Origin of the sequence: Gordonia sp. QH-12 (assembly GCF_001578675.1) — a bacterium.
Taxonomy (GTDB): domain Bacteria; phylum Actinomycetota; class Actinomycetes; order Mycobacteriales; family Mycobacteriaceae; genus Gordonia; species Gordonia sihwensis.
Genome location: NZ_KQ969295.1, coordinates 58,379 through 78,264, shown reverse-complemented (window position 1 = coordinate 78,264; position 19,886 = coordinate 58,379). Strand labels below are relative to the sequence as shown.

Sequence of the window (19,886 nt, the reverse complement as noted above, 5' to 3'; positions counted from 1 at the left end):
GGACACCATGACCGGCACAGCCGCCGCCCCCTCGTACGCGATCGGGGAGACCGAGCCCCCACTTCTCACCCAGACGATCGGTGCGACCCTCGCCGCCACCGCGGGCAGCTATCCGGACTCCGACGCCCTGATCGACGCCGCCGTCGACCGGACCTGGACGTACGCCGAGTTCCGCCGCGACGTCGTGGCGTTGGCGGCCGGACTTCTCCGGCACGGGGTGGCGCCGGGCGATCGCGTGGGGCTCTGGGCCCCGAACCGGTTCGAGTGGGTGCTGACTCAGTTCGCGGCCGCCGAGATCGGCGCGATCCTGGTCGTGATCAATCCGTCGTACCGGCGCCACGAGCTCGCGTACGCACTCAAGCAGTCGGGCACCTCGCTGGTGCTGGCGGCCACGAGCTTCCGCGACTCGGAGTACGCCGTCATGCTCGAGGACGTGCGCGACCAGACGCCGGACCTGCGCGAGGTGGTGCTGTTCGAGTCGGATGCCTTCGCCGAGATGCTGACCCCGCCGTCGGCGGCGGAGGTGGCCGAGATCGCCGAGATCGCGGCCGGACTGAACCCGGACGATCCGATCAACATCCAGTACACGTCCGGTACCACCGGCGCGCCGAAGGGCGTCACGCTCACTCATCTCAACATCGGCAACAACGGTTATCTGGTCGGATCGCTGCTGGAGTACACCCAGCACGACCGCATCTGCCTGCCGGTGCCCTTCTACCATTGCTTCGGCATGGTGATGGGCAACCTCGCGGCGATCGCCTTCGGCTGCGCCATGGTGATCCCCGCCCCGGCCTTCGATCCGAAAGCCACACTCGCGGCGGTCGAGAAGTATCGGTGCACCAGCCTCTACGGCGTGCCGACGATGTTCATCGCCGAGTTGGCTCTCCTGGACTCGAGCGCCGACGAGGGCACCGCCTTCGACCTGTCCTCCCTGCGTACCGGCATCATGGCGGGCTCGCCGTGCCCGGAGCAGGTGATGCGCCGGGTGATCGACGAGATGAACATGTCGCAGGTGTCGATCTGCTACGGCATGACCGAGACCAGCCCGGTCTCGACGCAGACGCGCATGGACGACGACCTCGACCTTCGCGTGGGGACGGTCGGCCGTGTCGGGCCGCACTTGGAGATCAAGATCGCCGACCCGCTGACCGGCGAGACCCTGCCGCGCGGTGAGACCGGCGAGTTCCGCACCCGCGGGTACTCGGTGATGAAGGGCTACTGGAACGATCCGGAGAAGACCGCCGAGGTGCTCGACGCCGACGGCTGGATGGCCACCGGCGACCTCGGGGTCATGGCCGACAACGGATACGTCAGAATCACCGGCCGCATCAAGGACATGGTGATCCGCGGCGGAGAGAACATCTACCCGCGTGAGATCGAGGAGTTCCTCTACACGCATCCGGACATCATCGACGCCCAGGTGATCGGTGTCCCGGACGAGAAGTACGGCGAGGAACTGATGGCCTGGATCCGGGTTCGCGAAGGCGCGGACGAACTGACCGCGGACTCGATCCGTGAGTTCGCCACCGGTCACATCTCCCGTCACAAGATTCCCAAGTACGTGCAGATCGTCGACGAGTTCCCGATGACCGTCACCGGCAAGGTGCGCAAAGTGGAGATGCGCGAACGCGCGATCGAGGTCCTGGGGCTGGGGTCGTGACCGTCTTCGATCGTTTCGCCGAGAAGTTCTCCGAACGCGCCGGAGCGCCGCTGACCTCATACGACGACGTCTGGCAACGGTCGGTGACCGATCTGCCGGGCTTCTGGCGGTGCGTGTGGGATTTCTTCGCGCTCGACGAGATCGCCCAGACGCCGCTGGGCGACGGGGACGACGCGGTGCTTGCCGACGACACCATGCCCGGTGCCGTGTGGTTCCCCGGTACGGCACTGAATTACGTCGACGTGGTGCTGAGACATGCGGATCTGCCCGGCGAGGCGATCGTCGGATTGGACGAGGACGGCAACCGCACGTCGGTCACGTGGGCCGAACTCCCGGTTCGGGTCGGCGCCGTCGCGCACGCGCTCCGCGAGGCGGGTGTCGGCCGCGGCGACGTCGTCGCGGCGTACCTGCCCGACATCCCGGAGGCCGTGATCGCGTTCCTCGCCACCGCGTCACTGGGCGCGATCTGGTCGGGCTGCGGTCAGGACTATGCGCCGGAGGGTGCGGCCGGCCGGCTCGCGCAGTTGGAGCCCACGGTGCTCGTCTCCGCCGCGAGCTACCGATACAACGGCAAGGAGGTCGACAAGCGCGCCGACTCGGTCACGCTCGCCGGACTGCTCGGCGACGAGGTCACGCACATCATGGTCGGCGACCCCGGCGCCGGTGACGTCGGCGACCCCGGCGCCGCAGTGGTGCGCTGGTCGGAGGTGATCGCGGACGAGAGTCGCCGTCCCGAGCCGGTGAAGGTCGCGTTCGATCATCCGCTGTGGGTGCTGTTCTCCTCGGGCACCACGGGCCGCCCCAAAGGCATCGTCCACGGGCACGGCGGCGTGGTGCTCGAGCACCTGAAGGCGGCGGCGATCCAGTCGGATCTGGACACCGAGTCGGTCTTCTTCTGGCAGACGGCCCTGTCGTGGATGATGTGGAACTACCAGGTCGCCGGGCTGCTGGTGGGGTCCCGGATCATCACGTACAGCGGTTCGCCGCTCTACCCGGACGCGGACCGCCTCTGGCAGATCGTGGCCGACGAACGGGTCACCTTCTTCGGCACCAGCCCGGGACAGCTGCAGGCCTCGCGCAAGGCCGGACTCCATCCCGGCGCGGACCACGACCTCTCGGCGCTGCGGCTGCTGGGCAGCACCGGTTCGACGCTCGCGGCGGATCTGTTCGGATGGATCGACGAGAACGTGAAGGCGGGTCTGCCGGTGTCCTCGATCAGCGGTGGCACCGACGTCGTGAGCGCATTCGCGGGTGGTACCACGGGAGTGGAGGTGGTCGCCGGGGAACTGTCGGCACGCTATCTCGGCGTCGGACTCGAGAGCTGGTCGCCGAGCGGTCGGCCGCTGATCGGCGAAGTGGGCGAGATGGTCGTCACCACGCCGATGCCGTCCATGCCGGTCAGATTCTGGAACGACCCCGACGGGGAGCGCTACCGGAAGGCGTACTTCGCTCACGAATGGGAGGGCGAGGGCCCGGCTAAGCCGGTGTGGCGGCACGGTGACTGGGTCACCGTCACCGAGCGCGGATCGCTGGTGATCCACGGCCGCAGCGATGCGACGCTGAACCGGCACGGCATCCGCATGGGTTCGGCCGACATCTACGAGGTGGTCGAGGGTATGCCGGAGATCGCCGAGGCCTTCGTGCTCGGCGTCGACGGACCGGACGGCAAATACTGGATGCCGCTGTTCGTGACCCTGGTCCCCGGTGCCGAACTCACCGATGAACTGTCCGCGCGTGTCGCCGCCGAGGTGAAGACTCGGTTGTCGCCGCGGCACGTTCCCGACGAGATGATCCTCGCGCCGGGCATCCCGCACACCCGGACGGGGAAGAAGCTGGAAGTGCCGGTCACGGCGATTCTCGCCGGCCGGAGCGAGGTCAACGTGGATCCGAAGTCGGTCGACGACTACGGCCTCATCGAGTGGTACGCCGAGCAGGGAAGAGCCCATCGCTGGTGATTCGACCGATGGACGGCGTTCAGCGGACAGACAGGGACGTGTATTAGCGTGGACCAGAAGTTCGCCGGCCATCGCCCACGGTGGCCCTAGTCTCACGAGGAGTGATCGGATGACGTACCCGCAGTCGGGGTCTGGCTATGGCCAGGGCGACGCCGGATCCCAGTCGGCCTACGGTCAGCAGTACGGCCAGCAGTCCGGCTACGGTCAGCAGCAGTACGGCCAGCAGCAGTACGGGCAGCAGGCCGGCTACGGCCAGCAGTACGCGGCGCAGCAGCAGTACGGCCAGCAGGGCTACGGCTACCAGCAGCCGCAGCAGCCCGCGAGTCAGGGCCTTCCCGCCAACACGACGACCATCCTCGCCGCCGTCATCGGCGCGCTCGGCGTCATCACGCTGTTCTGCGGCTTCGTGGCGGGTTTCAAGGAGACCGGTCCGTACGGTGCCCAGTACAGCGCGAAGCTGTTCGAGACCGAGTTCGCGACCCCGTACGGTCTGATCGCCGTCGCGGGTGTGCTGGCTCTCGTGACCTTCCTGCTCGGTACTGAGAAGTGGGTCGCAGGCGTGGTGTTCGCGCTGTCGACCGTCGGTGCCCTCATCACGGTGTTCCAGTTCGCGACCGCTGACGCGGGCAAGGGAGCCGGCGCGATCATCCTGCTGATCACCTCCATCCTGGCCTTCCTGGCCGCGGTGGTGTGGCTGCTCATCGAGGCGGGTCAGATCAAGACGGCCGCAGCCGACGCGTCGGCCGCGGTCGCGGCTCCCGCCGCCGCCCACGCGGCGCCGGCGGCGGATCCCGCGGCGTCGTCGTACGGCCACGGCTACGGTCAGCAGGCCCAGCAGCAGGCGGCCCAGCAGCCGGCGGCCGGATACGGTCAGCAGGCGCAGGCCTCCTACCAGCCCGGTTCGAGTTACGGCCAGCCGTCGGCGACACCGTCGTACGGTCAGTCCGACACCCCGCCGGCCTCGGACGCCGGGGCGACCACCGCCTTCGTGAAGCCGGAGGATGCCGACAAGCAGTAGCACTGCTCGCTCAGTCAAGAAACTGTCGAGTTCGTACCCGTACGGGGTACGAACTCGACAGTTTTTCGTTCGGGGCAGGGGAGTGCGGCGCGTCGGCGGGGCTCGACTGCCGGACCGTGACACCCTGGTAAGCGATGTCCGCGCCTTCAACTTCGAATCTGGCGGCCCGTCTTCGGCAGGTCCGTCTGGCCCGCCGTGCCGACCAGGAGCCGAAACTGCCCGCCACCTGGGACGTGATCAAGGTCGGGCTCACCGTTCCGACCGTCGCCTGGCTGGTGTCGGCGGTGACCGTGCTGATCACCAAGGTCGCGGCGGGCGCGGGGTTCTCCAGCTTCGGGTCCGCGACCGCGGCCGGATGGCTCGCGGCCAATCAGACGGCGCTGACCGTCGGCGGCGTCACCATCGGGGTGCTTCCGCTGGTTCCGACACTCCTGATCGGATACGGAACGTACCGGGTGGTCCGTCGGGCGACGGTCGACGCGACCTCGTTCAACGAGCTCCTGCGCATCGCTGGAACGGCTGTGGTCGGGCCACTGGTCGCGACCGCGCTCGCTCTCGCGGTGGTCGCCGACGGCAGTTCGTCCGGTCCGGTGGGCAGTCCGAGTCCGCTCGCCGCGTTCGGCATGACGATCGTGGTCCACGGTGTGGCGGCGCTGGCAGGCGTGGTCCCTCGCGTGATCGGGCCGTTCCTCGATGAGTTCGCCGTCGCGGCGTCCGACCGGATCGGCGCCGAAGCCGGGGTCGCCGCCTTCTTCGCCTTGATCGCCGGGGGCGGGGTTGCCGTGTTCGCGGGCTTCCTCGCGCATCTCGGCGCGGTCTCCGATCTCCTCTCGCGAGGCAACACCTTCGACGGCTACCTCGGGCTGTCGGTGTTGTCGATCCTCTACCTGCCGAACTTCGTGGTGAACGCCGCGGCCGTCACCGCGGGCGCGAGCGCGACGCTGGGCGGCACGACGATCGATGCGCTGAGCACGCATCCGGGGACGCTGCCGCCGGTGCCGATCGCGGCGGTGGTCCCCGGCTCCGATCTCGGCGCCTGGGGGGCGTTGCTCTACGCCGTGCCCGCACTGGCCGGTGTGCTGATCGGCTGGCACACCCGCAGTGACGACCTCGTCGCCCATCTGCGGGCGATCGGCGTGGGGGCGGCGGTGGCCTCACTGCTGATGGTGGTGGCTGTGGCGTTCTCGGGCGGCACGCTCGGCGAGATGGGGGAGGCCGGCGTCAGTGTTCCGCTGGCCGGGGTCTTCACGCTGACCGCGCTCGGGGTGACGGCGACGGCGACCGCCGGGATCCTCTGGCTCAACCGCGGGTTCGGCGGTCGGCGGGCGTCCGGGGCTCCCGACCTGGATCTTGACGAACTGCTCGACGAGCCGGAACCGGTGGACGCGGATGCGGACTCGAACCCGGGAGCGGACGCGGATTCGGACCAAGATCCGGACTCGGGTGACGAGGACGGGACCGAGGCGCTCGACGACGTCGATCCGGCGGTCGCGAGTGGCGCAGACCACGGACCCCCGGCGGGCGACCGACCTCCCGGTTCAGTGCGGGAGCTGGACAACTAAGCTGTAGGTCGTGACATCAGCCCAGGACGCCCGTGTGCCCGTGGTCGTCATGGCATCCGGCACCGGATCGTTGATGGCCGCAGTCCTCGACCTCGCAGCAACCGAGGACGCACCCTTCCGCGTCGTCGGCGTAGTGGTCGACCGCGACTGCGGGGCCGCCGACCGCGCCGTCGACGCCGACCTGCCCGTGATCCTCTGCGAGTTGCGGGAGTACCCCGACCGTGAGGCGTGGGACGCGGCGCTCACCGCCTCGGTCGCGGAGTTGGCCCCGGAGTGGGTGGTCACCGCAGGCTTCATGAAGATCCTCGGCCCCGCATTCCTCGACCGTTTCGGCGGCCGGATCCTCAACTCGCATCCCGCGCTGCTGCCCGCGTTCCCCGGCGCGCACGGGGTCGCCGACGCCCTCGCGTACGGCGTCAAGGTCACCGGCACCACGGTGCACCTCGTCGACGACGGCGTCGACACCGGACCGATCCTCGCGCAGCGCATCGTGGAGGTGCTGCCCGACGATTCCGAAGAGACCCTTCACGAACGCATCAAAGAAGTCGAACGTGTGCTGCTGCCGGAAGTGGTGCATGCGGTCGTGACCCGTGGCGTTGTCACAGATGGACGAAAGGCACACATCAAGTGAATGCACCTGCAGACTCCGGAGCTCGCGCGGTGAAGCGCGCGCTGATCAGCGTCTACGACAAGAGCGGGCTCACCGAACTGGCGACCGCCCTCCACTGCGCGGGCGTCGAGATCGTCTCGACCGGCTCCACCGCCAAGACCATCGCCGGTGCGGGCGTTCCGGTGGTCGAGGTCAGCGAACTGACCGGCTTCCCGGAGTGCCTCGAGGGGCGGGTCAAGACCCTGCATCCGCGGGTGCACGCGGGCATCCTGGCCGACACTCGCAAGGACGATCATCTGGCGCAGCTCGACGAGCTGGGCGTGGCGCCCTTCGAGTTGGTGGTCGTGAACCTGTACCCGTTCACCGAGACCGTCGCCTCCGGTGCCGCCCCCGACGAGTGCGTCGAGCAGATCGACATCGGCGGTCCTTCGATGGTCCGTGCCGCCGCCAAGAACCACCCGTCGGTGGGCGTGGTGGTGGATCCCGCCGACTACCCGGACGCAGCCGCCGCCGTCGCCGGTGGCGGGTTCACCCTGGCACAGCGGAAGCAGCTGGCGGCCAAGGCCTTCCGTCATACAGCCGATTACGACGTCGCCGTCGCCTCGTGGATGACCTCGGTGGTCGCGCCGTCGGAGGAGACCGCAGGCGAACCGGGTGCGACCACCGGCGCGCAGTTCCCCGTGTGGGCCGGCGCCACCTGGAAGCGGTCGGCCACCCTGCGCTACGGGGAGAACCCGCATCAGGCGGCCGCGCTCTACGTCGACACCGACGCAGCACCGGGGCTGGCTCAGGCCGAGCAGCTGCACGGCAAGGAGATGTCGTTCAACAATTACACCGACGGCGACGCCGCCTGGCGTGCCGCCTACGACCACGCCGGACCGGCGGTCGCGATCATCAAACACGCGAACCCCTGCGGCATCGCGGTGGGGGCCGACATCGCCGAAGCGCACCGCAAGGCGCACGCCTGCGATCCGGTCAGCGCGTACGGGGGCGTGATCGCCACCAACCGCGAGGTGTCGGTCGAGATGGCCGAGCAGGTGGCGGAGATCTTCACCGAGGTCATCATCGCGCCGAGCTACGCCGACGGCGCGGTGGACGTCCTCTCGCGGAAGAAGAACATCCGCATCCTCGTCGCGCAGGCTCCGGCCGGGAGCGGTATCGAGATGCGTCCGGTCTCGGGCGGGTTGCTTCTGCAGGAGCGCGACGTGATCGACGCCGAGGGCGACGATCCGGCCAACTGGACGCTCGCCACGGGTACCGCGGCCGACGAGCAGACGCTGCGCGATCTGGTCTTCGCCTGGCGTGCCTGCCGTGCGGTCAAGTCGAACGCCATTCTGCTCGCCTCCGACGGTGCGTCGGTCGGCGTCGGGATGGGTCAGGTCAACCGCGTCGACTCCGCGCATCTGGCGGTGAACCGGGCGGGCGAGCGCGCGGCGGGCGCGGTCGGTGCGTCCGACGCCTTCTTCCCGTTCCCCGACGGTCTTCAGGTGCTGATCGACGCCGGCGTGCGCGCGGTGGTCCAGCCGGGCGGTTCGGTCCGCGACAACGAGGTGATCGAGGCCGCCAAGGCTGCGGGCGTCACGATGTACCTGACCGGGGCGCGTCACTTCGCACACTGAGTGCCGTACGGCACGTGAGGCGCGCATGAACAGCGCTCTCGCCGCATGACGGTGATCGGGCTCCTCCCACTCGTGGCCGCGGGGTTCGGTGCGGGCGTGGTCGGCTACATGACCGGGCTGGCTTCTATCGTGAGCTATCCGGCGCTGCTCGCGGCGGGCTTGACGCCCCTGTCCGCCAATGTCACCAACACGGTGGCTCTGGTCGCCGTCGGTGTGGGGAGCTTCGCGAAGTCGGGCCGGGCGCTCACTGCCGACGACGGCGGCCGGTCGCTGCTGCGCTCGTCGCTGATGGCGCTGGCCGGCGGAATCGTGGGTGCGGCGTTGCTGCTGCTGGCGCCCGCCGCGGCGTTCGGATACGTCGTTCCGTACCTGGTGGCGCTGGCGTCGGTCGCGCTGCTGGCGCAGCCCGGTCTTCGACGGTGGATCGAGCACGGCTCCGACCGTCCGGTGGCCTGGCCGGTCGCGGTGTTCGTGGTGTCGATCTACGGCGGCTATTTCGGTGCGGGAGCCGGCGTGATCTTTCTCGCGCTCGCGCTGCTCCTGACGAGTCTGCCGCTGTGGCACTCCATGCTGCTGAAATCGGCGCTTCTGGGCGTCGCCAATGCGGTCGCGGCCGTCGCCTTCATCGTCTTCGGTCCGGTGCACTGGCCGGCGGCGGTGGCGATGGGCATCGGCTGTCTGCTCGGCGGCTGGATGGGGCCGTCGCTGGTCGCTCGGCTGCCTGCCCGGCCCCTGCGGATCGCGATCGGTCTGTGCGGTCTCGGACTCGCGGTATGGCTCGGCCTCCGTCCGGCCGGCTGAGCCGTACGCGTACCTGAGCCGTACGCGTCCTACGGAATCGCTCGCCGCAGAGTCGCGTACGAGACGCCCGACAGCGCCGCCACCAGGACGAGCCCGTAACCGCCTACCGCGACCGGCGTGAGACCGGTGAACCAGCGTCCGACGGCCGGCCAGCCGCCGCCGAGACTGATGCCCAAGATCGCGAGGGCGATCGCCGCGGCCAGACCGATGCCGATGAGGACCAGTGTCAGCATGCCGAACCGCTTGTACACGGTGGCGGCGAAGAAGCCGATGGTGAACGTGAGCATCGGCGCCATGAAGTACAGCAGGCCGGCGGCCGCGGGTCCCTGGTTCCAGATCCACGGCACCGCGAAGAAGTAGCCGTCGATCCCCCAACCGTCGGTGGCCTTCTCGATCAGGCCGCCGATCACGTACAGCACGGCGAGGCCGATGGACGCGAGGAGGGCGGTGAGGGTGGTCCCGAGATAGAACTCGCGACGAGTGACGCTCATGGCCTGGGAGAACGGGAAGGTCAGCGACATCGCCTGGATGCCGATCACGGCGAAGTACCAGAGGGGTGCCTGTGATGCGCCGCCGTAGATCGGGTCGGTGAGGTCGCTGACCGAGGCGTAGATCGCCCCGTAGATGATCAGCGAGATCGCGAACGCGGCGCCGAAGATCGTCAGCGGCAGCCAGACGAAGATCTTCTTGTTGATCAGTTGCATGCGGACGACGTTCGCTGTGCGGTTCATCGCGAGGCTCCCATCGGACGAGAGGTTGGCTCACGCCGGTCGGCGCGAGTGGTGAGACGGACGATCAGTTCCTGCATCGAGACCGGAGCGGTGGCGATGCCGCGGGCGGACAGTTCGGCCAGGTCGGTGTCCTCGAGTCGTCCCAGGACGGTCACCGAGGCGACGGAGCCGAGTCGGTCGCGGTGCAGTTCTTCGCGGTCGCCGATGAAGGCGTCGACGGCGGATTCGGCGCCGACCACGGTGAACGCCATGCCGCGGAGGTCGTCGGCCGACTCGTTCAGGACGAGCCTGCCCTCGTCGACCACGAGCACCTGCTCGACGAGGTTCGAGACCTCGTCGATGAGATGGCTCGACAGCAGAATGGTGCGGGGGAAGTCGCTGTAGTCCTCGAGGAGACGGTCGTAGAACAGTTGTCGGGCGACGGCGTCGAGACCGAGGTAGGGCTCGTCGAAGAAGGTCACGTCGGCGCGGGAGGCGAGGCCGATGATGACTCCGACCGCGGACAGCTGACCCCGGGAGAGCTTCTTGATGCGCCGGCAGTCGGGAAGCCGGAACTCCTCCACGAGGCGGTCGGCGAGTTCTTGGTCCCAGTTCGGGAAGAACAACCGTGCCATCTGGAAAGCCTGGGCCGGAGTGGAGTCCTCGGGGTAGCGCTGGCTCTCGCGTACGAAGCAGATGCGCGGCAGGACGTGCGTGTTCTCGTACGGGTCTTCGCCGAAGATCCGGGGCTCACCGGACGTCGCGAAGTTCTGAGCGGTGAGGATCGACATCAGCGTGGTCTTGCCCGCGCCGTTGCGGCCGAACAGCCCGCAGACGGTGTTCGCCGGAAGGTCGAAGCTCACGTCGTCGAGGGCGTTCGTCGATCCGTATCGCTTGGTGAGGCCTCGCGCGCTGATGGCGGGTGCGCTGGTCTGGCTGGTCATGGCCGGACTCCTTCCGACGGCTGATCGATGGTGGTGGAACGTTCGTGAATGAGGGCGACGACGTCGTCGGCGGTCAGGTTCAGCCGGCGTGACTCCACCAGCAGCGGAGTCACGAACCGGTCGGCGAAGGCCTCCCGGCGACGCACGCTCAACGCGGCGCGGGCCCCGGCGGCGACGAACATTCCCACGCCGCGCTTCTTGTAGAGGACGCCTTGGTCGACGAGCAGGTTGATGCCCTTCGCTGCGGTCGCGGGATTGATGCGGTAGAAGGCGGCGAGTTCGTTGGTGGAGGGCGCGCGAGTCTCCTCGGGCAGGGTGCCGTCGATGATCGAATCGGCAACGTGGTCGGCGACCTGCTGGAAGATGGCCCTCCCGTCGTCAATCATTGGACCGCCTCGGTTTCTTGGTTAATTACTCGACTAACTAACCATGCAACCAGTCGTCGGAGGTTGTCAAGGGGTGCGGTGCGATAGGTTGGCCGAATGAGCGATCGGCGATGCCCGTGCGGTTCGGGAGAGGTGCTGTCGGAGTGTTGCGGGCGCTACCTCACGGGCCTCGGTGTGGGGAGGCCGGCGCCGACGGCCGAAGCGTTGATGCGCAGCAGGTTCACGGCGTTCGCACTCGGTGACGAGGAGCACCTGCTCGCGACCTGGCATCCGGACACCAGGCCGGACGAGTGTGCGCCCGAATCCGGCACGCGCTGGCTGCATCTCCATATCGACGAGGTCGTGGACGGGTCGCCCTTTCATCAGACGGGCGTCGTCGCCTTCACTGCCGTCTTCCGCGACTCCGGAGGCCGCGGTGAACTGCACGAGCGCAGTAGATTCGTCCGAGTCGGCCGTGTCTGGCTCTACGTGGACGGCGTGCACGCGGTGTGAAGCGGCCGCCACGCGCTGTGAACGGGCTGCCGCGGCGTTCTCCTGCGACAGGCGGCAGTCGTCGATACTCAACCAAGGGGTTGACAACGCACCTCACGCGGCGTCTACTCGTAGACAACCATTTGGTTGAATAAGGAGGTCGACGGCGATGGCCGACGAGTTGTCTCTCATATTCGCGGCACTGGCGGATCCGACGCGTCGAGACATGGTCGCGCGTCTCACGGCCGCGGACGCGACCGTGGGGCAGCTCGCCGAACCCTACGACGTCAGCGTGCAGGCGATCTCCAAGCATCTGAAGGTGCTCGAAGAGGCCGGCCTGGTGACGCGCTCACGGGACGGGCAACGACGTCCGGTGCACCTGGAGACCGAGGTCTTCGACCTGATGGCCAAATGGATCGAACGGTATCGCCGCCGAGCGGAAGCGCGGTACCAGCGGCTCGACGCAGTCCTCGCAGAGATGACGGGCGCCGATGCCGCGCACTCCACCGACACCGAAGGGGCCGCATCATGAACACCGAGACCTATCCCGAAGCCGCGATCGACGCCGACCCGGCGCTGCCGATCATCCGGATCACCCGCGACTTCCGGGCCACACCGGCCCAACTCGCCAAAGCGCACCTCGACCCGGAACTTTTCATGCGGTGGGTGGGACCCGACGCCATCACCTCGCGCGTCGTGATCTGGGATGCCCGCAGCGGCGGCGAATGGCGGTACGTCTCCGAACACGAGGGGCAGGAGTTCGGGTTCCGGGGCTGCTTCCACACCGTCGGCGACGATCGCATCGTTCAGACTTTCACCTTCGAGGGCATGCCCGACGAGGTGTCGTTGGAGACCCTCCGCTTCATCGATCTGGGCGACGGGCGCACCCGATTGGAGGCGCAGTCGCTCTGCGACTCCATCGAGGTCCGTGACGCCTGGCTGCGGTCGGGTATGGAGGTCGGCGTGCGGGAGGGCTATGCGAAGCTCGACCGATTGCTCGCCGACGGCGAGGTCCGGGCGTGAGCCGACTGAGCGGTCTCACGGCGTCCGATCGTCACCGCGTGGTCGCCTCCGACTTCGGTTCGCAGGCGGCCGCCACGGCCGACTGGGACGCGCCGTCGCCCGTCGACGGCTGGCGGGCACGGGACGTCGTCGCCCACCTCACCGGGTGGTTTCCGGCGTTTCTCGCCGACGGCGGCGTTCGGTTCGACGCGGCGCCGTCGGCCGACGATCCGGCCGCCGTCTGGTCGGCGCACTCGGCGCGTGTCCAGGAGCTGTTCATGCGCGACGACGTCGAGTTCTCGCACCCGAGGGTGGGCACGATGCCGCTGGCTGATGCCGTCGACCGCTTCTACACAGCCGACGTGTTCATGCACACCTGGGATCTCGCGCAGGCGAGCGGCCGTCGCCCGGACCTGGACGCGGAGTTCGCGGCGCAGTTGCTGGACGGACTGCGGGGGATGGAAGAGGTGCTGCGCTCGTCCGGTCAGTACGGTCCCGCGAAGACCGCACCGGCCGGCGCCGACCCAGTGATGCGCCTGGCGGCGTTCATCGGCCGCGACCCGCACTTCGCCGACGCCCGATAGCCGTCCGGAGCAGGGCCCTCAGGCGGACCAGGCCGGGTCCCGGCCGGCGAATCCGAGGATGTGGTCCGTCTCGTCGCGATCCGCGCCGACCTCGACGGGGGCGCCGAAAACGCCGGGCCTGCGGGTCACCTCGTCGGGGACGTGGGCGAAGACGTCGCGGATGAACTGGACGGCTGCGGCCGGGAACCGCACGCGCGAGCCGGTGGCCGCGGCGAGGTCCCAACCGTGCAGGTACAAGTCCACCGCGGGGAAGGACAGACCCTCCCTCACCGTCCGGCGTCCGACGGGGCTGTCGACCTCGCGGTCCAGATCGGTCACCTCGGCCAGGGCCTGACGGGCCTGTGCCGCTGCGGCCGCCCACCACACCGCCGGGTCGCCCTCGACCGCCGACGAGGGCGGATCGTGTCTGTTGAACTCGCGCTCGCCTCCGCGGAGTATGCGCGCGCCGACCAGTGCCGCCTCGCCCACGTGCCCGAGGACGTCCAGTGCCGTCCATCCGTCGCAGGGAGACGGAGCGGTCCAGCGGTCGGCGGGCACGGTCTCCACCACGCCGGTGAAGAAGGTCAGCCCGTTGTCGTAGGTGTCGAGGGAATCCCAGGGAGCGGTGTTCGAGGACATGATGCGAATCCTTCCGAAGAGGTGAGTAGAGCGTATCGACGAGCACTGACAGACCACGGACGAATTCGCCGCCTTCAGCGGGCGGGCCGGATCGGGAGGTAGCGTGGATGACGTGGCTGTCACCGATATCGACACTCCTGCACCGGCTCTCACCACCGTCGGCGAACTGCGTGCCTCCGGGCACGTGGAACGTGACGTCCGGGACGAGATCCGCAACAATCTGCTGACGGCGCTGCGCGCAGGCGACGACCCGTGGGACGGCATCGTCGGATTCGACGACACCGTGATCCCGCAGCTCGAACGCGCGTTGATCGCGGGGCACGACGTGGTGATGCTCGGTGAGCGCGGACAGGGCAAGACCAGGCTGCTGCGCACGCTGGCCGGGCTGCTCGACGAATGGACGCCGGTCATCGACGGCTCCGAACTCGACGAGCATCCGTACAACCCCATCCTGCCCGCCTCGATCCGGCGGGCCGCGGAGCTCGGTGACGCGCTGCCGGTGGCATGGCGGCATCGGAGCGAACGGTACAGCGAGAAGCTCGCGACCCCGGACACCTCGGTGGCCGACCTGGTCGGCGACATCGACCCGATGAAGGTGGCCCAGGGGCGGAGTCTTGGCGATCCGGAGACCATCGCATTCGGTCTCATCCCGCGGGCTCATCGCGGCATCATCGCGATCAACGAGCTGCCCGACCTCGCCGAACGGATCCAGGTGTCGATGCTCAATGTGATGGAGGAGCGAGACATCCAGGTCCGCGGCTACAGCCTGCGACTGCCCCTCGACGTCCTCGTGACGGCCAGCGCGAATCCCGAGGACTACACCAATCGAGGGCGGATCATCACTCCGCTCAAAGACCGGTTCGGTGCCGAGATCCGCACGCACTACCCGCTCGACCTGCAGGACGAGGTGGACGTCATCGAGCAGGAGGCCGACCTCGTCGCCTCGGTGCCGTCCTATCTGATCGAGGTGCTGGCGCGATTCACCCGCTACGCCCGCGAGCATCCGTCGATCGACCAGCGCTCGGGTGTGTCCGCGCGGTTCTCGATCGCCGGTGCGGAGACGGTGGCCGCGGCCGCGCTGCATCGTTCCGTGGTGGCCGGCGAGGAGTTCCCGGTCGCGCGACCGGTCGACCTGCACGCGGTGATCGAGGTGCTGCGCGGCAAAGTGGAGTTCGAGTCCGGCGAGGAGGGGCGTGAGCTCGAGATCCTCGACTACCTGCTCCGCAAATCCGTCGCCGACACCGTCCGGGCCCACCTAGGCGGCGTCGACATGGCGCCGCTCGTCGCGGCGCTGGAGGCGGGCGAGGAGGTGCTCACCGGCGACCGCGTTCCCGCGGGCGACGTGCTCACAGCGCTCGGCGACACCGGCGCGGTGGCCGAGGTGATCGACGAGATCAGCCGGCGCCTGGACTCCACCGACGCCGCCGAGCGCGCCAGCGCCGCCGAACTGGCCCTGGAGGGGTTGTATCTCGCGCGCCGGATCGGCAAGGACACCGACGAGTACGGCCGCACCGCCTACCTGGTGGAACAGGTCGACGAGGACGACACGGCCTAGCTCATGAGCAGAAGGCGCTTCCACCGCTCGTCCTACCGGCGCTACACCGGCGGGCCCGACCCGCTGGCGCCGCCCGTCGACCTCCGCGAGGCCCTGGAGGCGATCGGTGACGACGTGATGGCGGGATCCTCGCCCGACCGTGCGCTTCGCGAGTTCCTCCGTCGCGGGAGCGAGAACATGCGCGGGCTGGACCGGCTGGCGGAGATGGCGAACCGCAGACGGCGCGAACTGCTACGGAACCGGAACCTCGACGGGACGTTCGACGAGATCCGCGAACTGCTCGATTCGGCGGTGCTCAGCGAACGCAAGCAACTCGCGCGCGACCTCGACGACGACGCCCGGCTCGCCGAGATGCAGATCGAGAGCCTTCCGGCGTCGACGGCGCAGGCGGTCCGCGAACTCGCCGACTACGACTGGCGCAGTCCGCAGGCGCGCGCCGACTACGAGAAGATCTCCGACCTGCTCGGGCGCGAAGTGCTCGACCAGCGGTTCGCCGGAATGAAGCAGGCTCTGGAGGGCGCCACCGACGACGATCGTCGGCGCATCTCGGAGATGCTCGACGATCTCAACGACCTGCTCGCCGCGCACAATCGCGGCGAGGACACGAGCGAGCAGTTCGCCGAGTTCATGGACAAGCACGGCGAGTTCTTCCCGGAGGATCCGCGCAGCACCGAGGAGCTGATCGACTCCCTGGCGCGCCGGTCCGCCGCAGCGCAGCAGTTCTTCAACTCGCTGACCCCCGAACAGCAGGCGGAGCTCGCCGAACTGTCGCAGCAGGCCTTCGGTTCGCCTGCGCTGATGTCGCAGCTCGCGCAGATGGACGACGCGCTGCGTCAGGCGCGGCCCGACCTCGACTGGAACGGCGGCCAGGAGTTCTCCGGCGATCAGCCGATGGGACTCGGCGAGGGCGCGGCGGCGCTGCGCGATATCGCCGAGCTCGAGAACCTGGCAGAGCAGCTGTCGCAGGGATACGCGGGGGCGCAGCTCGAGGACGTGGACCTCGACGCCCTCGCGCGGCAACTCGGTGACGAAGCCGCGGCCGATGCGCGGACGCTCGCCGAACTCGACCGGGCGATGCGCGAGGAGGGCTTCTTCGACCGCGCCCCGGACGGTCAGACGAGGTTGAGTCCGAAGGCGATGCGCCGACTCGGGCAGGCGATCCTGCGTGACATCGCCCAGCAGTTGTCCGCACGCGGCGGCGACCGGCAGTCCGACCTCGCCGGCCGGCTCGGGGAGCCCACCGGAAGCAGCCGTGAGTGGCAGTTCGGCGACACCCAGCCGTGGAACGTCACCCGCACCGTCACCAACGCGGTGTTGCGCACCGTCGCCGAGGACCCGTCCGCGGCCGCTCGTCTCGCATCGGGCGACGGCGTGCGCCTCGACGTCGGTGACATCGAAGTGATCGAGACCGAGGCGCGGACCCAGGCCGCCGTCGTCCTCCTCGTCGACACCTCGTTCTCCATGGTGATGGAGGGCCGTTGGACTCCGATGAAGCGGACGGCATTGGCCCTCAATCAGCTCATCAGCACCCGGTTCCGCACCGACGAACTGCACTTGATCGAGTTCGGCCGCGTGGCCCGCGACACCACCGTCGACGTATTGACCGCGCTCGAGCCGCGGATGGAGCAGGGCACCAACCTGCACCACGCGCTGTTGCTGGCGCAGCGGCACCTCCGGCGGTTCCCGAATGCCCAGCCGGTGGTGCTGATCGTCACCGACGGTGAGCCGACCGCGCATCTGGAGCCGGACGGAGAGGACTTCTTCTTCTACCCGCCGCATCCGCGCACTATCGGGCTCACGGTGTCGGAGCTGGATCATCTCTCGCGCATGGGCACCCAGATCACGTTCTTCCGGCTGGGCGAGGATCCCGGCCTGGCGCGGTTCATCGACCGCATCGCGCGCCGGATCGGCGGCCGCGTCGTGGCGCCGGACCTCGACGGTCTCGGTGCGGCCGTGGTCGGGGATTACCTCCGGTCGCGACGGGCCCGGTAGCCGGCGGTGGGGTTCACCCGAGAGGAACTGCTCGACCGGATCGGTGCGACCGTTCCGGATCTGATCGGCCCCGACTGCCGGCTGCTGATCGCGGGCATCAATCCCGGGCTGTGGACCGCGGCGACCGGGGCCCACTTCGCCCGGCCCGGCAATCGCTTCTATCCGGCACTGCACGCCGCGGGCATCACCGATCACGTGATCGACGCGTCGGCGGGGATGTCCGACGACGACGCCGCGGCGCTCACCGATGCCGGGATCGGCATCACCAATGTCGTCGCGCGGGCCACCGCGAAAGCCTCCGACCTGGCTCGGGACGAGCTGCTGCGCGGCGGTCGGGAACTGGAGGCGACGGTGCTCCGGGTGCGGCCGCGCGTCCTCGCGATCCTGGGGGTCACCGCCTATCGCGCGGCGTTCGGGCGCCGCACGGCCGTGGTGGGCCGGCAGCCGGAGTCGATCGGCGGCGCCGAGCTCTGGGTACTGCCGAACCCGAGCGGGTTGAATGCGCACGAGACCGTCGAGACCCTGGCGGCTGCGTACCGGCGGGCGGCGGACGCGGCCGGGGTACGCGATGTGCGTCGCCGGTGAGCCGGGCGATTCTTGTCTAGGCTTGGGCAGATGAGCGACATCGAGCCCCGCGCCTCCCGTGCTCCGCAGCCATCCGCCGGTGATGCCGCCGCGATGCTGGTCAGCGACGCCGACCGCGAACGCACTCATTCCTATCTATCGGCCGCGATGACGATGGGCGTGCTCACTCCGGAGGAGTACAGCCGGCGCGCCGGCGATGCCTCGGTCGCGCGGACCCGGGCCGATCTGGACGCATTGACTCGGGACCTGCCCCTCGATCAGCTCCGCTCGGTGGCCGCCGACGCCGCATTCGGCCAGACCCGTGTCAGTGCCTCCGGTGCCGATCCCGTCACGTCCGCGTCCGGCTTCTTCGGCGGAACCGAAGTCGGCGGGGGCGCGGTCGTGGGTGATCGACTGAAGGCCACCGCAGTGATGGGCGGCGTGGTGCTCGACCTGCGGAACGTCGAGTACACGGCGCCTGTGCTCACGGTGAAGTGCAAGGCGATCATGGGCGGCGTCGACATCGTGGTCCCGCCGGACGTCACCGTGGAGGTGCACGGGAGGGCTGTCATGGGCGGCTTCGACGGCAGCGCCGCCGGTCCCGGCGGCGAGGGCGCCCCGCGGGTGGTGATCACCGGATTCTCGTTGATGGGCGGGGTCCGTGTGCAGAGGCGCGGCCGGGCCGACCGGCTCGGCCCCCGTCGTGCCCGCTGACGGCGGGCCGGTCAGGCCAGCGTGGCGGCGATCAGCGCGATGACGGGGATCGACAGGAGCGTGGTGATCAGGGCCGAGTCGCGGGCGAGGACCTCACCGCGCCGGTATCTGGTCGCGTAGACCAGGACGTTCTGCGCGGTCGGCAGGGCGGCGATCACGACCTGCGCGAACAACCGATGCCCGGTCATCCCGAATCCCCAGCGTGCGAGCGCGTAGGCGACGAGCGGCATCGCGACCACCTTCATCGCGGCGGCCAGCGCGACGTCTCGCCGCGGACTCTGGCCCTTCTTGAATACGGTGACGCCGGTGAGCGTGAGGCCGAAGGTGAGCAGCGCCAGCGGGACTGAGGCCTGCCCCAGCATGTCCAGCGGTTCCATCACGGCCTGCGGCGGATGCCATCCGGCCACCGAGACGATCAGGCCGATCACGCCGCCGACCAGGATCGGGTTCTTCAACGGCGTGGTCACCGTGCGCAGCGTCGAGGTCCGTCGCTCGGCCGACAGCGCGGTCAGATCGAGGGTCGCGAGGGCGACCGGGGAATAGAAGACGATCTGGAACAGCAGCAGGGGAGCGATGAACGACGCGTCGTCGAGCACGAAGATCGCGATCGGCAGACCCAGGTTCACGCTGTTGACGTACGAGGAGGACAACGCGCCGATCACGATCTCCGGTACGGCGCGGCGCAGCCAGAACCACGCGATCAGCGCGTAGACCGCGCCCACGGCGACGGCCGATGCCGAGGCGACCACGAGCGTGGACGAGAAGATCGCCGACAGATCGCTGGTGGCCAGAGAGTGGATGAGCAGTGCGGGTGTGCAGACGAAGAAGACGGTGCGCGCCAGCACCGCCGCCGCGTGTTCGCCGAGACTGCCCGTCCGGCCGAGAACGTAACCCAGGGCGACGACGATGAAGATGACGGTGAACCCCGAGATGACGCCAGACACCCGACGCATTATGCCCGCGGCGCCCGAACCCTCCGGTCACGACCTCGTCCGGGCCGCCGCGTTTTGCATCCGGGAGCCCGCGGCGGCTAACCTGGTCTGGTTGTGTGCCGCGGCCGCTGTGCCGTGGTGAGAAGACTTCAGCGGGTCTGGCGGGTCGGGAGACAGCCCGAGCCCACC

20 protein-coding genes are annotated in these 19,886 nt (G+C 69.1%); 15 read left to right on the top strand and 5 right to left on the bottom strand.

Annotated features, from left to right (window positions below; genetic code table 11):
* The first annotated feature begins 7 nt into the window (after nucleotides 1–7).
* From Y710_RS13295 to Y710_RS13265, 7 genes are all read left to right on the top strand, one after another.
* Complete coding sequence (locus tag Y710_RS13295) at nucleotides 8–1,660, top strand: AMP-binding protein (RefSeq protein WP_045539572.1); 1,653 nt, start codon at nucleotides 8–10, stop codon at nucleotides 1,658–1,660.
* Nucleotides 1,657–3,615 carry an acetoacetate--CoA ligase gene (locus Y710_RS13290; RefSeq protein ID WP_082781316.1) on the top strand — a complete coding sequence of 653 codons (1,959 nt, stop codon included), beginning with the start codon at nucleotides 1,657–1,659 and terminating at the stop codon, nucleotides 3,613–3,615. The genes Y710_RS13295 and Y710_RS13290 overlap by 4 nt, the downstream gene beginning before the upstream one ends.
* 109 nt (nucleotides 3,616–3,724) lie before the next feature.
* Complete coding sequence (locus Y710_RS13285; protein ID WP_062367650.1) at nucleotides 3,725–4,633, top strand: DUF5336 domain-containing protein; 909 nt, start codon at nucleotides 3,725–3,727, stop codon at nucleotides 4,631–4,633.
* 134 nt (nucleotides 4,634–4,767) lie between these two features.
* A complete protein-coding gene (locus tag Y710_RS13280; protein WP_062367649.1) occupies nucleotides 4,768–6,195 on the top strand; it encodes a cell division protein PerM in 1,428 nt (475 codons plus the stop codon).
* A 49-nt stretch (nucleotides 6,196–6,244) separates the two neighbouring features.
* A complete protein-coding gene (gene purN / locus Y710_RS13275) occupies nucleotides 6,245–6,826 on the top strand; it encodes a phosphoribosylglycinamide formyltransferase (protein WP_045539350.1) in 582 nt (193 codons plus the stop codon).
* Entirely contained in the window at nucleotides 6,823–8,424 is a 1,602-nt protein-coding gene (gene purH / locus Y710_RS13270; protein ID WP_045539346.1) for a bifunctional phosphoribosylaminoimidazolecarboxamide formyltransferase/IMP cyclohydrolase, read from the top strand. The genes purN and purH overlap by 4 nt, the downstream gene beginning before the upstream one ends.
* 45 nt (nucleotides 8,425–8,469) lie before the next feature.
* The gene (locus Y710_RS13265) at nucleotides 8,470–9,225 is read left to right on the top strand and encodes a sulfite exporter TauE/SafE family protein (RefSeq protein ID WP_062367648.1); all 756 of its coding nucleotides are present in this window, start codon (nucleotides 8,470–8,472) and stop codon (nucleotides 9,223–9,225) included.
* 29 nt (nucleotides 9,226–9,254) lie between these two features.
* Here the strand turns inward: Y710_RS13265 and Y710_RS13260 are convergent, their stop codons facing one another.
* The 3 genes from Y710_RS13260 to Y710_RS13250 are packed head-to-tail and all read right to left on the bottom strand — an operon-like array spanning nucleotide 9,255 to nucleotide 11,265.
* Nucleotides 9,255–9,956 (bottom strand): hypothetical protein, encoded by a 702-nt coding sequence (locus tag Y710_RS13260; protein WP_006894677.1) that lies wholly within the window; start codon nucleotides 9,954–9,956, stop codon nucleotides 9,255–9,257.
* A complete protein-coding gene (locus Y710_RS13255) occupies nucleotides 9,953–10,879 on the bottom strand; it encodes an ABC transporter ATP-binding protein (protein WP_045539342.1) in 927 nt (308 codons plus the stop codon). Before Y710_RS13255 ends, Y710_RS13260 begins: the two co-directional genes overlap by 4 nt.
* The gene (locus tag Y710_RS13250; RefSeq protein ID WP_045539340.1) at nucleotides 10,876–11,265 is read right to left on the bottom strand and encodes a GntR family transcriptional regulator; all 390 of its coding nucleotides are present in this window, start codon (nucleotides 11,263–11,265) and stop codon (nucleotides 10,876–10,878) included. Before Y710_RS13250 ends, Y710_RS13255 begins: the two co-directional genes overlap by 4 nt.
* A 96-nt stretch (nucleotides 11,266–11,361) precedes the next feature.
* Between Y710_RS13250 and Y710_RS13245 the strand changes: the two genes are divergently transcribed.
* From Y710_RS13245 to Y710_RS13230, 4 genes are all read left to right on the top strand, one after another.
* Nucleotides 11,362–11,757, top strand: coding sequence for a YchJ family protein (locus Y710_RS13245; RefSeq protein ID WP_062367647.1), 396 nt, complete (start codon nucleotides 11,362–11,364; stop codon nucleotides 11,755–11,757).
* A gap of 148 nt (nucleotides 11,758–11,905) precedes the next feature.
* Complete coding sequence (locus tag Y710_RS13240) at nucleotides 11,906–12,268, top strand: ArsR/SmtB family transcription factor (RefSeq protein WP_045539337.1); 363 nt, start codon at nucleotides 11,906–11,908, stop codon at nucleotides 12,266–12,268.
* Complete coding sequence (locus tag Y710_RS13235) at nucleotides 12,265–12,759, top strand: SRPBCC family protein (protein ID WP_045539336.1); 495 nt, start codon at nucleotides 12,265–12,267, stop codon at nucleotides 12,757–12,759. Before Y710_RS13240 ends, Y710_RS13235 begins: the two co-directional genes overlap by 4 nt.
* Entirely contained in the window at nucleotides 12,756–13,322 is a 567-nt protein-coding gene (locus Y710_RS13230; protein ID WP_006894684.1) for a maleylpyruvate isomerase family mycothiol-dependent enzyme, read from the top strand. The genes Y710_RS13235 and Y710_RS13230 overlap by 4 nt, the downstream gene beginning before the upstream one ends.
* Before the next feature lie 18 nt (nucleotides 13,323–13,340).
* Here Y710_RS13230 and Y710_RS13225 read toward each other — a convergent pair whose 3' ends face one another.
* On the bottom strand, nucleotides 13,341–13,940 hold the full coding sequence (locus Y710_RS13225) for a TIGR03086 family metal-binding protein (RefSeq protein WP_062367646.1): 600 nt from the start codon (nucleotides 13,938–13,940) through the stop codon (nucleotides 13,341–13,343).
* Between the two features lie 112 nt (nucleotides 13,941–14,052).
* Between Y710_RS13225 and Y710_RS13220 the strand changes: the two genes are divergently transcribed.
* Genes Y710_RS13220 through Y710_RS13205 form a run of 4 tightly spaced genes read left to right on the top strand, consistent with a single transcriptional unit; the run spans nucleotide 14,053 to nucleotide 18,765 of the window.
* Nucleotides 14,053–15,495 carry a sigma 54-interacting transcriptional regulator gene (locus Y710_RS13220; RefSeq protein ID WP_039866739.1) on the top strand — a complete coding sequence of 481 codons (1,443 nt, stop codon included), beginning with the start codon at nucleotides 14,053–14,055 and terminating at the stop codon, nucleotides 15,493–15,495.
* A 3-nt stretch (nucleotides 15,496–15,498) separates the two neighbouring features.
* Nucleotides 15,499–17,487: a VWA domain-containing protein gene (locus tag Y710_RS13215; RefSeq protein ID WP_045539332.1), complete on the top strand. Its 1,989-nt coding sequence runs from the start codon at nucleotides 15,499–15,501 to the stop codon at nucleotides 17,485–17,487.
* Between the two features lie 6 nt (nucleotides 17,488–17,493).
* Nucleotides 17,494–18,072: a G/U mismatch-specific DNA glycosylase gene (gene mug / locus Y710_RS13210; protein ID WP_062367645.1), complete on the top strand. Its 579-nt coding sequence runs from the start codon at nucleotides 17,494–17,496 to the stop codon at nucleotides 18,070–18,072.
* Nucleotides 18,073–18,102: 30 nt separating this feature from the next.
* On the top strand, nucleotides 18,103–18,765 hold the full coding sequence (locus tag Y710_RS13205; protein ID WP_062367644.1) for a DUF1707 SHOCT-like domain-containing protein: 663 nt from the start codon (nucleotides 18,103–18,105) through the stop codon (nucleotides 18,763–18,765).
* An 11-nt stretch (nucleotides 18,766–18,776) separates the two neighbouring features.
* On the opposite strand, the gene Y710_RS13200 is transcribed toward Y710_RS13205, so the two are convergent.
* A complete protein-coding gene (locus Y710_RS13200) occupies nucleotides 18,777–19,709 on the bottom strand; it encodes an AEC family transporter (protein WP_006894690.1) in 933 nt (310 codons plus the stop codon).
* Nucleotides 19,710–19,886: the final 177 nt, after the last annotated feature.